Here is a 13,505-nt window from a genome sequence, read left to right on the forward strand (position 1 = left end):
ATACAAAAATAGGGTTTAAATTTCAAGTTTCACTGATCATTTGAAGATTGTAAAAAAATGACCTCCTAAAAGGTCATTTTTCTGTTATTAGAAGCGAATTTGCTCCCTTGTTTTTTCATATGAAGTTACAAAGCGATCAGTCACTCCAGCTTCTACCATCTCTAAAGCATCTGAGATCACTTTAAAGGAAGCCGCATAGTCATATTCTCTTTCGAAAATATAAAGTGACTCATCAAAAGCTGCTTGAACATGATCATCAAATGAACGATAGCGATTTGAATATTGCAACAATTGCTCCGTTAAAGTAGCATTTTGTACAATTCGATACGTTGCTTCTTCCAATTCATTCATATCATTAGTCAAAATCTCTAACAAACGATTGGTTGATTCAATGTTAATCTTTTCGCCTTCTAATTCATCCATCAAAGCTTCTGTATTATTGCTTGCTGTGAAGAATAATTCCAAGAATTCTTGAGGGATTCCTGGCAAGTTACGCTTGTCCATATAGCGTTTGATCGCATGCAATCGATTCGCATAGATATTCGCTTTTTGGCGAGCGTTAGCATCATCCTTCTCAATTTTTGAAAGAGAATCATTTAAGTTGATTTGTTCATCTTCAATTTCTTTCAAACGAGCCTCGATTGCTTCTAGCTCTTCTTTCAAGATTGAATAAGCTTTTTGAGTTTCAGATGAATCTTTCAAAGCATCCTCAACCACATCTTCTTGTGAAGATAGCTCAGCTTCTAACTCTTTTAACTGTTGGCTAAAAGATTCATTCAAGACGAATGTTTTACCAAGACGTTCCACTTCTGCTGCAAGGTTGCTGTTGTTATCTTTTGCATGTTTCAAATAACCAGGCAGTTGTTTCACCAACTTTTTCACAACCTTTTGTGATTCAATTTCACGGGTAAAGATGTGATACAAAGCATCAATTTCTTCTTGAATTTGTTCATTTTCGTAAATAGCATTGTCTAATTCAAGAGCTGACACATTTGACATGTTATTCTTTAGAGAAGCATGCAATTGTTGGAAACGAGATTCTATGTCGGTTTCTGTGAAATGATAACCTGATTCCAAAAGTTTACGGTAACCACTTTCCAAATCTTCTAATTGATCTGGAAGTTTTGCCTGAAGAGCTGAGACAATCTCTGGTACACGTTCAACAATGTGTGTCAATGCTACGATGTGACTCTCAGCTGTATCAAGGATTTCAGCTGCTTCAACAGGATCTCCTGAGGAATTTAAAGTCACAAATTGTGAAAACTCAGACTGAATATTGCCGACTTGCTTTTCGATCTCAGAAAGAGCACTACCATAGCGATCTACATCTGAAGTTACTTCTTTTTGTAGATTCTCAAACATATCCAAGGCATGAACCACACGGCCACTATTCTTTTGCTCTTGTTCTTCAAGATCAGAGAGGGCTTGGCGGATCGACTTGATATCTTCATCAATTAGCTGGATCTGACTCTCGATATTATTGATGGCTTGTTTGGCCTTCATGAAACGGAATGAATTATTAAAGCCTTCCGCTTCAAACAAATTGTTTTCAATATCAGCAAATGAATTTAAGGATAAATCTACCCATTTTTGATTCCATTCACGAAATGCAATTTGACTTTGACCAATCAAATGCATGTTTTTCACAGCCTCTACTTCATCGTTGACTGGAAGGTTGTATAACTTTTCTTTTCTTTCTTCCAGTGCAGCCAGTAAGGCTTCGTTCCGTTTTCTCAAAATCACTGCAACCACATATCCTACAATTAAGATGAGGGCTACAACAATGATGAGAATAATTAGTCCACTAGACATATAAAAACTCCTTCATCGTATTACTTGAACGTAATCCTAGTAATTATACCATAAAATATCCATTAATGGGAAGCGTTCGTTGAATTTTATACATCGAGTGTACTATATTCAGCGTTTTCTTCGATAAACTCACGACGGGGTTCTACTCGATCTCCCATCAACATATCAAAAATTTTATCTGCTTCAGCAGCATCATCTACAGATACACGCGCCATCAAACGATGTTCAGGGTTCATAGTTGTTTCCCACAGTTGGTGATCATCCATTTCTCCAAGACCTTTGTATCGTTGGATAGTTGGTTTTGAGCGACCTTCTGAATAGCGTTCCAAGGCTGCAGCTAATTCTGCTTCTTGGTTAGCACCTGGTTGGATATATTCTTTAATTTCACTACCCACTTTGACCCCATAGATCGGTGGCTGCGCGATATAAACATATCCCGCTTCCAAGACTGGTTTCATATAGCGATAGATCAAGGTCAATAGAAGAGTTCGGATATGAGCGCCATCGACATCAGCATCGGTCATGATCACTAATTTTTGATAACGCGCTTTTGTAACATCAAATTCTGCACCAAATCCAGTTCCCATTGCTGTAAATAGGCTACGAATTTCTTCATTGGCTAGAATTTTGTCCATACTTGCTTTTTCAACGTTCAAAATTTTACCACGAATTGGGAGAATCGCTTGAAATTCCCGATTCCGACCGGATTTTGCAGATCCTCCGGCTGAATCCCCTTCGACGATAAAGAGTTCTGTTTCTTGTGGATTATTTGAAGAACAATCTGCCAATTTACCAGGTAGGTTGGAAATCTCAAGCCCCGATTTCTTACGGGTCACCTCACGCGCTCGCTTAGCAGCCACCCGAGCTTTGGCCGCTAAAATCCCTTTTTCGACGATTTTCTTAGCAATTTGTGGATTTTCCAAAAGGAAATCAGAAAAGGCATCACTAAAGAGTCGATTGGTAATTTTAACAACTTCTGAATTTCCAAGTTTGGTCTTGGTTTGTCCTTCAAACTGTGGATTAGGATGTTTAACCGAGATAACTGCTGTTAAGCCTTCTCGAACATCCTCCCCAGTTAGATTGTCTTCGTTTTCTTTTAAGAGCTTATTTTTCTTAGCATAATCATTGACCACACGAGTGAGAGCTGTACGGAAGCCCTGTTCATGCGTCCCACCTTCATGGGTATGAATGTTATTCGCAAAACTCATGACCGTCTCATGGTAGCCTGTGGTATATTGCATAGCTACTTCAACTGTAATATCATCCATTTCACCATCTGTGTAGATTGGTTTTTCAAAGATGACATCCTTGTTTTCATTGATGTATTCGACGTAACTAGAGATCCCACCTTCGTAGTGGTAATGCTTTTCTTGCTCCAGGCCTTCTCGCTTATCCGTCAAAGAAATACGCAAGCCACGATTCAAAAAGGCTAGTTCTTGAATCCGTTTATTTAATTTTTCAAAATCATACTCGGTGGTTTCCGTGAAGATTTCTGGGTCTGGAATAAAGTGAACAGTTGTCCCTGTCCGATCTGTCTCCCCGATAACTTTCAAATCATCCACAACGTGTCCACGTCGATACTCTTGGTAATAGATACTGCCATTTTTATAGACGCGAACATCGAGGGATGTGGAGAGGGCATTCACAACGGATGACCCGACCCCGTGAAGACCACCAGAAACCTTGTAGCCGCCTCCGCCGAATTTTCCTCCCGCGTGAAGCACGGTAAAGACAGTTTCAACGGCAGGTCGACCTGTCTTTTCTTGGATATCCACTGGGATCCCACGACCATCATCGACAACCGTGATAGAATTATCTGCTTCAATGAAAACTTCAATATGGCTAGCAAAACCGGCTAAGGCTTCGTCAATCGAGTTATCTACGATTTCCCAGACCAGATGATGAAGACCTTCTTTTGAGGTAGATCCAATATACATCCCCGGACGCATCCGAACGGCTTCTAGTCCTTCCAAGACCTGAATCTGACTGGCGTCATATTCTTGTGCTTGATTTTCTTGCTGTTTATCCTCTGTCATAATTTCCCTTTTCTATTCAAATATAAACTGGTGTAAGTGTGGCATGGAATCAAATAAATAGGTCGAAAGCCCTGCAGCCTCCCCAGCTTCTATATCGATCGGACGATCTCCGATGACCAAACCATCTTGAATGCCATATTTTTCCTTCAAATAAAGCATAGAGGCTGGATCTGGTTTTCGAGGAAATCCCTCGTCTGCTGTTACAATCTCCGTAAAGAAGGGGGCAATGCCTGTCTGTTCAATGAGGGTCAGAACTTGGCGATCCCGATGAGATATCAAAAAATGGCGTCCTCCATGTGCTTGTATCTCTGCTAGTAACTCTTTTGCCCCCTCAAATAAGACTGGCTCTTGCAAGCCTAAGGCTTCTTTTTTCTTGTATTCCGTACGAAAATTGGAAATATGAGGTGCAAAAGTTTGAATTGCATCCTGTGTTGAGATTTTTAATGCTGCATAAACAGAATCATGATCGGCTTGGATGTGAAAGTCCTTCAATGTCGCTACAAAGGCATTTGTGGACGTTTCGTAATTATCCAATAGCGTCCCACCAAGATCCCATATAAAATCATGATAATTCATAGTCAATATTATACCACAAATGGACAAAAAAAATAAGCTAAAACCCTCATTTAGGGGGATTTTAGCCATTTTTTACGGTCATTTCATTTTAAACCAAAGAGAAGTCATTTTCCGTCATAGAATGTGATCTTTCACCAGAAAAAATGGTGTCCAAAAGAGCTCTTTTAAGCATCTCCAAAGACGTCTTGATAGAGCATTCCTTTACGAAGGTTTTGGGCATCTCCTCCAAATTGCTCTACCAAGGCATATGCTAAGGCAAGAGCAGTTGAAGGACCACGACTGGTCAGGAGATTACCGTCTTTCACCACTGTTTCTTTCTGATAGTGCCCATCTTGAATCTCTTCTTCAAAACCATCGTAACACGTATAGTTTTTTTCTTTTAAGAGGCCGGCACGCGCCAAGACAATTGGTGCTGCACAAATCGCAGAGATGATTTTTCCCTTCCTACTTTCTTCTTGAAGGGCTGCAATCAATTCCGGATTATCCCGCAAATTTGCGGCTCCTGGCATCCCACCTGGTAAGAAGATTCCATCATAATCTGACAGGTCTCCATTCCAGAGGCGGTCTACTTCCACAGTGATCTGATGAGAACCTGTGACCGTTTCTTCCATACCAATGAGGTCACAGTCGATACCAGCTCGTCTCAAAACATCGACAATGGTCAAAGCTTCAATTTCTTCAAAACCGTTTGCTAAAATAGTTGCTACTTTTTTCATCTAGATTCCTTCTTTCTATTGCGCCCTCTTAAGGACAACTTTTTTACGGATTGGCACCCCTTCCTCTGGCTCTTTCTTTTTGCTACTATGATTGTAAATTGAGAGAACCAGTCCAACACCAATTAGATTACTAATAATAGACGATCCACCTTGTGAGATAAAGGGGAGGGGAATCCCCGTCAAGGGGAGAAGACCAGTCACTGCTCCGACATTTTCAAAAATATGAAAGACCAGCATCATAATAAATCCAATGGAAATATAGGTATAAAACTGGTTATTGGACTGGAGGGTGATTTTTAAAATTCGATAAATCAAAAAAACGTATAAAATCAGAAGCACAAGTGAGCCAACAAAACCAAAATCTTCTGCTATTACTGTAAAAATCATATCACTTTCCCGCACAGGAACTAATAAATTGGAAACATTAAATCCCTGGCCTGACACGCCCCCACTAGCAATAGCCAACTGTCCTTGCGCTTGCTGGTAGGTTGTCGTTTGTGCGTAATCAAAAGGATTTAACCAAGCCAAAATCCGATTGATTTGGTAGGTTGGCATTCTTAATTGCTGGTGAAGAAAAGCACGACCACCTTCTGATAAAAAGAGGAAGAGAAAGCCAGCAAGGCCTCCAACAATGAACAAGACCACTGGTAAAATGATTTTCCAAGAAACTCCTGAAATCAGGACTAAGCCAGCAAAGATCGCCAAAAATACTAAGGCTGTTCCCAAATCCTGTTGGAGAGCCAATAAGGCAAAGACAGGAATCGTATAGATCGTCAACTCTAGAATCAAAAGCCAATCTTGTCGCAACCAGCGCTCACGCCCCTTATTTCGTTGTAAAAATCGGACAATGGAGCGTGACAGCATTAGAATGAAAGGAATTTTCATAAATTCTGAAGGCTGAAATAAGGTGATGTTTCCATAAGCCACCCAGTTTTTAGCTCCTGTTGAAGCTACCAAGTTTGGATTATAAAAGATAAGAGGAAGGACCATCAAGATCAAGCCAAGTAGGTAAAGAAAGGGAGTGATTTTCCATAGAAATTTCGTGCTAAATATCGTGACAATCAAGCAAACAACACACCCCATACCAATCCAAGCCAATTGTTGTCCCAAAAAAGACCAGACCATTTGGGGATAGTCATGAGAAACTGCTACATAAACAGATAAAATCCCAATCATGAGAAGGGTGAGAACAATCCCAATGATCGAATAATCCAGGTGGATATCCCAAAAATGATTTTTCTTCATTCACGTTCCTTTCTGTTAGAATGGTAAATAATTTAGTAGAATAGCATCTGTAGAATTAAGCTAGATCCGGCTACACAAAACCAAGCAATCAAACCTACCAGAAGGGGGGCTGCTCCTGCTGCACGGAACTGTTTCCAAGAAACCTTGCTTCCGATTCCGACTAAGGCCATGGCCATAAAGAGGTGAGAAAGGTCCTTTAGGTAAGGAAGAACCACTTTAGGTACCAAGCCGATAGATGAAAGGATAGAAGCCACAATAAACCAGATGATGAACCAAGGAATAATTTTTTTTAACATTCCTTTGTTTCTTCCTTGTTGTTTACTCCGATACCATTTTAAACCGATCAAGCCCAAACAGACCGGTACAATCATAAGAGCTCGTGTTAACTTAACAATTGTAGCCATTTCACCCGCCGCTTTACTGTAGGAAAACGCTGCTGCTACAACAGATGACGTATCGTTAATGGCTGTTCCTGACCAGAGGCCAAATTGAAAATTAGACATATGCCATATATGCCCTAATACTGGAAAGATAAAGACAGCCAAAATGTTGAAGAAGAAGATGGTTGACATAGATAAGGCAATTTCCTCTTCGTCTGCTTCAATGATCGGCGCAGCTGCTGCGATAGCAGATCCACCACAAATAGCTGTTCCAAACCCAATTAAGGTCCGTAGATGAGATTTCAGATGGAAGACTTTCCCAAAGATAATCGCTGCCAGAAAGGCAACTGTTATCGTTGGCAGACTAATCTTCAAAGAAGACAAGCCTGTAGAGGCAACCGTCGCAATCGGCAAGCTAAATCCCATAAAGATAATCGAATACTGCAATAATTTCTTACCGGACCAGTTCAGTCCTGGTCGTGAATTCTCTGGTAAATCTACTAATTCATTGAGGACAATTCCTAAAATCAAAGCAAAGACACTGGAGCCAATGATGGGAAAGAAATTTCCCAAAAACATGGCACAAAGAGCCAGTACAAATGCAATTGCTAGTCCAAATCCCTTATTTTTCATTCTCTCAATTCCTTTCAAAAAACTCAGCTGCTTGCTCAACAAGCCGCTCTCTCACTGTCGTGTGAAGGGGTAGCACTTGTTGCAAACCATCTATAATTTGTTTTCCATATCGTTTGGTCACCACCCGCTGGTCCAATAAGAGGACCAACGATTCCTGGTCTTGAAAACGGCTGGTTCTCCCAATAGCCTGTTTTAATCTTAAAATCGCAACCGGAAGGCTATAGTCATAAAAGGGATTTTTCCCCTGTTCTCTGAGTTGGGTATTCAGTTTTTGAACCATGTAATCTTTGGGGTTATCAAAAGGAAGGCGCGTGATCATTTGAATCACTTCTTTTTGTTGGGAAAAATCGACTCCCTCCCAGAAGCTTCCTGTTCCCAATAAAATAGAGCTTTCTCCTCGGTCAAATCGTCGCTTAATATTAGCTGCATCTCCATTTCGATACTGGGCCAAATGAGGAAACTTCAATGCGTTTGACGTCTCCAGTAACAATTCTTTTGAGGTAAATAAAAGAAAAATTGGTTTTCTTAGAGGAAGGAGTTCATCGATGAGCTGACAAATCTCTCCTGCATACTCCACGGAAGATAAAGAAACGACATCTGGGAAATCTATCGGCACCAACAATTCCTGGTGTTGTTTGACTGTTATTGGCACCCGGTAAATTTGCTGCTCTTGGTATCCTAAAAGAGCAGGTAAATGCACCTTTTTACTGATAGCGATCGTCGCTGATACAAAGAGCACGGGCACCTCTTCAGGCACAAACTCCTTAAAGGATAGTAAGTCCTCAACTCCACCATGGAGACGAAGAATCTGGTGGCTTTCAACCACTTCTTTATCCATCCAAAAGGTTTGGTAGCGCTCATCAAACAATTCCCTTAGATTCTCTAGAGATTCGTTTTTTAATTCCGATACATCCTGTCGAATTTTTGCCACCGTTTGATCTGATAAGATCGCTGCTTTTCCTTGTAGGACTTCTTTTGAGCAGGCATTTAGTTCAAATTGAATACTCTCCAGCAACCGTCGCTGCAGAAGATCTTTCTCCTCTTCGATGGCGTGTTGCAAGCTTAGAAGAAGAGATTGCAAGTTTTCTTCTCTTTGTGAAAATTGCTCTAAAGCAAAGAAGAGTTTTTGCGCTTCATCCACTACCAGAACAGATTCTTGAAGTAGACTCTTATCATCTTCTAGACGGGTTAACAGATAGGCATGATTGGTCAGAATCACTCGGCCGGTTTTCACTTTTTCCTGGCCGAGACGCCAAAAATCTTCCTGATAAAAAAGTGAACGCTTCGACAATTGGCCGTCGTGGCATATCTCAGAAACAAAATGAAGATGACGATAGAGTTGGCCAATTTCACTGAACTCTCCCGTTTCTGTCATCGTCAGCCAAACCAAGAGTTGCATTTTAAAGCGTCGAATCATCCCATTATCTGACTCACTCTGTAAAGCCTCATAAAATTTATCGAGTTGGATGTAATCCTTGGGACTTTTCAGGCTATGAAAGGGAATTTGGAAAAGATCTTGGATGGTCTTTCCTTCCTTCTTCATAATTTGATCCTGAAGAATTTTAGTTGGAACACTGACAAGAATGCTTTTGGAGGTTTTGGCCAAAAGCGTTAATAGATAGGCATAGGTCTTCCCAATACCCGTTGGCGCTTCGATAAAACTTGGAAGTGGCTGTTGCAAACTATCCTCGATATAGGCAACAAATTCTCTCTGCTCTGGATAAGCTTCCATTCCCAACAGCTGCATATTGAGTTCAAACTGTTCAGACAAATGACGACTTTCTAAAAACTGCTGTGGCTTGCGCAGATAGAGACCATGAACTTCTACTAAATGAGCTGGTAAAAAAAGACTACTGTCTTCAAGCGCATCTTCTATTAAGAGTCGTGATTCATAAATCAAACAATCTGCCATCGAAAGAAGTTTTTCGATCAATCCTCTTGGTAAGCTCGCAATTTTTTCTCTCAATTTCAACAGCAGCTGGGCCGTTGCCATAGCATCCGCTAGAGCGGAGTGAGCATGGTGCAACTCAATTTCCAGTTCAGCCGCAAGCGCTCCTAAATTGTAGCGTTCTAAAGTCGGATAGAAAATTTGAGACAATTCAACCGTATCAATCCGAGGAGTCGTTAGCTCAAATCCTTCCCAAAAGAGCGCTTCTGCCAATAAATTCGCATCAAATTTGACATTATGGGCCACAAAGACGGCATCTTCTATTAATTCAAAAATTTCTTTTGCCACTTGTGCAAACTCTGGAGCTTTTCGTAAGCGAGCATCTGTCAGGCCAGTCAATTGTTTGATATGCTCATCCAATCGCTCATGGGGATTCACATCCGTCTCATAGGATTGCGTAATCCTTCCATCTTCGATGATGACAATCCCAACCTGAATGATCTTAGCATTACTTCCAGCACTGGTCGCTTCCAGGTCCACAATGGCATATTTCCGTTTCTGTCTTGTCATAATACTTAAAATTATATCACGTTTGAGCAAGCTCTGCAGATTTTTTTCTCCTTTGAGGCTGACTTAAATCCAGTTATTTTCTTTGCAATTTGATACACTATTCTAGAAAGGAGTCCTTATGAAAATCTATCGTACTGTTAATCCTATAGCTTATGAAAACACCTACTACCTTGAAAATGGACACTCCCTCATTCTTGTCGATCCAGGTAGCGACTGGGCGGCTATTCAGAAACAAATTGATCGCATCGGTAAACCAATCGTAGCAATTCTTTTAACCCATACACATTACGATCATATTATGAGTCTTGAAAAGGTTCGTCAGACCTATCATTTCCCACCTGTTTATGTCCATTCAGCAGAAGCCAGTTGGTTGTCTTCTCCTGTCGATAATTTATCTGGTTTAGATCGTCATGCAGATTTAGAAGATGTTGTATGTAAGGAGGCAGACTTCCTTTATGACATTCGCTCTGATTACCAAATAGCCGATTTCCACTTTTATGTTCTGGAGACACCAGGCCACTCTGCAGGAGGGGTCTCTATCGTCTTTCCTGAGGATCACCTGATTCTATCCGGTGACGCCCTTTTTCGCGAAACCATTGGACGGACCGATCTTCCAACAGGGAACGCAGCACAGTTACTTAGCAGTATTAGAGAAGAACTCTTTACCCTTCCATCTTCCTACACTGTCTATCCCGGTCATGGCTCTGAAACTTCTATTGGTCACGAGAAGATGTTCAATCCCTTTTTTAGACAATCCTAAAGAGTTCTGTATCATCCTTCTTGTAATAATTAAAGTATACAAAAAAGCAAGTGCGAACTTGCTTTTTAATTATATCTTAAGAAAACGTCTCATAGAGATTGAAGAACCAATCGCCCCGATCAAAATTCCTAATCCAAAGAGGCCACCCACCATAATCGGTACCAAGACATGTGGACTATAGAGATACAAGTTTTGATCTGCCAAGTTATTGTTCATTGATGTATAGACAACATTATAAACATAAAAAACCAAAACTGAAGGAACTAAGGCTCCCAAGAGACCAATCCAAGCACCTTCTAAAAGGAATGGGGCACGAATATAGCCATTTTTTGCTCCTACCAGTCGCATAATCTTAATCTCACGACTACGTGAAATGATGGTAATCCGAATGGTATTCGAAATCAAGAAAACTGCGATGAAGATCAATAAAGCTACACCGATCAATCCCCAGTTTCGGATAAAGGTTCCAAGAGCAAACAAGCGTTGGGTATCTACCCCACCATCTTTAACCTCAGAAACTCCCTCAATTTTTTTGGCATCAGCCGAAACTTGCTTTACATATTTAGGAGCTGTTGTTTCTACATAATAAGCATCGTAGAGAGGATTGGCATCTCCATCAAAAATCTTCCAGTTGTTCCCAGCCGTTTTGATCAGTTTATCGTACTGTTCTTCCTTGCTAGAAAAATCAACCTTATCAACATGTTTCATGGCTGTCAGAGCATCGTAGACCTTATGGTAGTTTTCATTGGTCACGGTTTGACCGTCTTTTTCAATCTGCTCGCTCTGATCTTGAATATCTTTGCGCATGTATACTACAACCCGCACACTATTTTGAATATCATCTGAAAGCTTGATAGTATTGGCAATAACTGAGGCGAAAATAGCAACCAAACTAAGGGTAATCATGACTGAGCTGACCGCTGCAATCGTCATCCAACCATTTCGTTTCAAGCTTTTAAGCGACTCGATTAAGTGTCGGAAAAATCTTCTAATCATCGTATCCGTACTCTCCTTCCGCTTCATCACGCACTACACGACCATTTTCAATCGCGATGACACGGTGACGTAAAGTATTTACAATTTGACTATTGTGGGTCGCCATCAATACTGTAGTCCCTTGCAAATTAATTCGCTCCAAAAGATTCATGATTTCCCATGAATTATCTGGGTCCAAGTTACCCGTTGGCTCATCCGCAATCAAGACTTTCGGATTATTGACGATAGCTCGCGCAATCGCAATCCGTTGTTGCTCCCCACCGGACAATTCATTCGGGAATGAGCGGACCTTGTGTTTCAACCCAACAAGATCCAAAACTTCCATAACGCGCTTTTTAATATTGCGACGACGCTCTCCAATAACTTGCATAGCATAGGCAATATTTTCATAAACAGTCTTCTTTGGCAGTAATTTATAATCTTGGAAAACCACTCCCACATTGCGTCGCAACATTGGAACATCACGTTTTTTGATTTTATCCAAATCAAAATCAGCAACTTTCAGTGTTCCTTTATCGTGTTTTACTTCACGGTATAAAAGTCGAATAAAGGTCGACTTTCCTGCACCAGAAGGTCCTACAATGTAGGCAAATTCTCCTGGTTCAATACGAACAGATACTCCCCGAAGAGCTGTTGTCCCGTTGTCGTATTTTTTGACAACATCTTTCATTTCAATCATTGACATGTAATGAAATTCCTTTCATTCTTTTCTGGGTTATTCCATGTAGATTACTGGAGACGCCATTTAAGGTAGGCATCGATAAAGCCATCGATATCTCCATCCATCACCTTGTCCACCTGCGCTACTTCGTAGTTGGTCCGGTGATCCTTAACCATGGTGTATGGGGTAAAAACATAGGAGCGGATTTGACTTCCCCAGGTGATCTCTTTTTTATCCCCTTTTAGAGAATCCACTTCTGCTGCTTTTTTCTCTTGCTCTAATTGATAGAGTTTGGCCTGAAGCATCTTCATTGCTCGATCACGGTTTCCGTACTGAGTCCTGTCCACAGTAGAAGCAACAACAATCCCTGTCGGAATGTGGGTCAAGCGCACCCCTGTAGAAACCTTATTGACGTTTTGTCCACCAGCTCCACCAGAGCGGAAGGTGTCCATTTTAATATCATCGTCTCGAACTTCAACCTCAATCGTATCATCCAATTCTGGCATAACTTCAACGGATGTAAAGGAGGTATGACGACGTTTAGCGGAGTCAAATGGAGAGATCCGAACCAAACGGTGAACGCCCATTTCAGATTTAAGAAGGCCGTATGCATGAGGCCCTTCAAAAGATAAGGTCACAGACTTGATTCCAGCCTCATCTCCAGCCTGATAGTCCAAGACTTCAACCTTGAAGCCATGAGCATTTCCAAAACGAGTATACATCCGAAGGAGCATATCACCCCAGTCCTGAGCTTCTGTTCCTCCTGAACCTGGGTGGATTTCTAGGATGGCATTATTATTGTCATAGGGTTCAGACAATAGCAAGGTCATCTCATAGCTGGTCATACGTTTATCCAGCTCCTCCAACTTCTCGATCAATTCTTCTTTGACCGAATCGTCTTCTGCCAAAAAGTCCAGTAAGATTTCTGACTCATCAAAGAGATCCACCATTTGATGGAAATTTTCATAGGTCTGCTTGAGTTCATTTAATTCTTGAGATGTTTTTTGCGCAGCAATGTTATCATCCCAAAAATCAGGTTCTGTCATTTTATTTTCTAAAATGGCAATTTCTTCTTCCAACGCCTCTAAGTCAAAGAGACCCCCTGAAAGAAGCTAATTTTTCACGATTTGCGTCAATTTTTTGACGAATTTCTGAAATGTCCATAAGTACCTCTTTCTATGTATCTAGTCTATTATATCATAACCTTCACTATTTGCCCACCTTCCAATATT

General features: G+C 40.9%; 11 protein-coding genes. 1 reads left to right on the forward strand and 10 read right to left on the reverse strand.

Annotated elements, in window-relative coordinates; genetic code table 11:
• Positions 1–87 precede the first annotated feature (87 nt).
• The 7 genes from ezrA to HMPREF0833_RS04195 form a co-directional block, all read right to left on the reverse strand.
• Positions 88–1,812, reverse strand: coding sequence for a septation ring formation regulator EzrA (gene ezrA / locus HMPREF0833_RS04165; protein ID WP_013903857.1), 1,725 nt, complete (start codon positions 1,810–1,812; stop codon positions 88–90).
• 86 nt (positions 1,813–1,898) lie between these two features.
• Positions 1,899–3,848 (reverse strand): DNA topoisomerase (ATP-hydrolyzing) subunit B, encoded by a 1,950-nt coding sequence (gene gyrB / locus HMPREF0833_RS04170; protein ID WP_003018926.1) that lies wholly within the window; start codon positions 3,846–3,848, stop codon positions 1,899–1,901.
• A gap of 12 nt (positions 3,849–3,860) precedes the next feature.
• Positions 3,861–4,424: an HAD-IA family hydrolase gene (locus HMPREF0833_RS04175; protein ID WP_041818313.1), complete on the reverse strand. Its 564-nt coding sequence runs from the start codon at positions 4,422–4,424 to the stop codon at positions 3,861–3,863.
• Between the two features lie 164 nt (positions 4,425–4,588).
• A complete protein-coding gene (locus HMPREF0833_RS04180; RefSeq protein ID WP_013903859.1) occupies positions 4,589–5,140 on the reverse strand; it encodes a DJ-1 family glyoxalase III in 552 nt (183 codons plus the stop codon).
• A gap of 15 nt (positions 5,141–5,155) precedes the next feature.
• Positions 5,156–6,385: an FtsW/RodA/SpoVE family cell cycle protein gene (locus HMPREF0833_RS04185; RefSeq protein ID WP_013903860.1), complete on the reverse strand. Its 1,230-nt coding sequence runs from the start codon at positions 6,383–6,385 to the stop codon at positions 5,156–5,158.
• A gap of 32 nt (positions 6,386–6,417) precedes the next feature.
• Entirely contained in the window at positions 6,418–7,398 is a 981-nt protein-coding gene (locus HMPREF0833_RS04190) for a YeiH family protein (RefSeq protein WP_003018919.1), read from the reverse strand.
• Positions 7,399–7,402: 4 nt separating this feature from the next.
• Positions 7,403–9,856, reverse strand: a complete 2,454-nt coding sequence (locus tag HMPREF0833_RS04195; RefSeq protein WP_013903862.1) for a bifunctional DnaQ family exonuclease/ATP-dependent helicase — start codon at positions 9,854–9,856, stop codon at positions 7,403–7,405.
• A gap of 118 nt (positions 9,857–9,974) precedes the next feature.
• On the opposite strand from HMPREF0833_RS04195, the gene HMPREF0833_RS04200 reads away from it, so the two are divergent.
• A complete protein-coding gene (locus tag HMPREF0833_RS04200) occupies positions 9,975–10,616 on the forward strand; it encodes an MBL fold metallo-hydrolase (protein WP_013903863.1) in 642 nt (213 codons plus the stop codon).
• 69 nt (positions 10,617–10,685) lie between these two features.
• Here HMPREF0833_RS04200 and ftsX read toward each other — a convergent pair whose 3' ends face one another.
• From ftsX to prfB, 3 genes are all read right to left on the reverse strand, one after another.
• Complete coding sequence (gene ftsX / locus HMPREF0833_RS04205; protein ID WP_013903864.1) at positions 10,686–11,612, reverse strand: permease-like cell division protein FtsX; 927 nt, start codon at positions 11,610–11,612, stop codon at positions 10,686–10,688.
• A complete protein-coding gene (gene ftsE / locus HMPREF0833_RS04210) occupies positions 11,605–12,297 on the reverse strand; it encodes a cell division ATP-binding protein FtsE (protein WP_003018939.1) in 693 nt (230 codons plus the stop codon). The genes ftsX and ftsE overlap by 8 nt, the downstream gene beginning before the upstream one ends.
• A gap of 44 nt (positions 12,298–12,341) precedes the next feature.
• A protein-coding gene (gene prfB, locus HMPREF0833_RS04215; RefSeq protein ID WP_100209015.1) for a peptide chain release factor 2 occupies positions 12,342–13,437 on the reverse strand; the annotation gives its coding sequence in 2 pieces (ribosomal slippage) (positions 12,342–13,364 and positions 13,366–13,437; 1,095 coding nt in all).
• Positions 13,438–13,505 lie beyond the last annotated feature (68 nt).

It is taken from the genome of Streptococcus parasanguinis ATCC 15912, from assembly GCF_000164675.2.
GTDB lineage: Bacteria > Bacillota > Bacilli > Lactobacillales > Streptococcaceae > Streptococcus > Streptococcus parasanguinis.

Excerpts from the sequence above, each read along its gene's own strand:
- gyrB (WP_003018926.1), bottom strand. The coding sequence starts at position 3,848 with ATGACAGAGGATAAACAGCAAGAAAATCAAGCACAAGAATATGACGCC.
- HMPREF0833_RS04195 (WP_013903862.1), bottom strand. The coding sequence starts at position 9,856 with ATGACAAGACAGAAACGGAAATATGCCATTGTGGACCTGGAAGCGACC.
- HMPREF0833_RS04175 (WP_041818313.1), bottom strand. The coding sequence starts at position 4,424 with ATGAATTATCATGATTTTATATGGGATCTTGGTGGGACGCTATTGGAT.
- HMPREF0833_RS04180 (WP_013903859.1), bottom strand. The coding sequence starts at position 5,140 with ATGAAAAAAGTAGCAACTATTTTAGCAAACGGTTTTGAAGAAATTGAA.
- HMPREF0833_RS04185 (WP_013903860.1), bottom strand. The coding sequence starts at position 6,385 with ATGAAGAAAAATCATTTTTGGGATATCCACCTGGATTATTCGATCATT.
- ftsE (WP_003018939.1), bottom strand. The coding sequence starts at position 12,297 with ATGTCAATGATTGAAATGAAAGATGTTGTCAAAAAATACGACAACGGG.
- ezrA (WP_013903857.1), bottom strand. The coding sequence starts at position 1,812 with ATGTCTAGTGGACTAATTATTCTCATCATTGTTGTAGCCCTCATCTTA.
- HMPREF0833_RS04190 (WP_003018919.1), bottom strand. The coding sequence starts at position 7,398 with ATGAAAAATAAGGGATTTGGACTAGCAATTGCATTTGTACTGGCTCTT.
- HMPREF0833_RS04200 (WP_013903863.1), top strand. The coding sequence starts at position 9,975 with ATGAAAATCTATCGTACTGTTAATCCTATAGCTTATGAAAACACCTAC.
- ftsX (WP_013903864.1), bottom strand. The coding sequence starts at position 11,612 with ATGATTAGAAGATTTTTCCGACACTTAATCGAGTCGCTTAAAAGCTTG.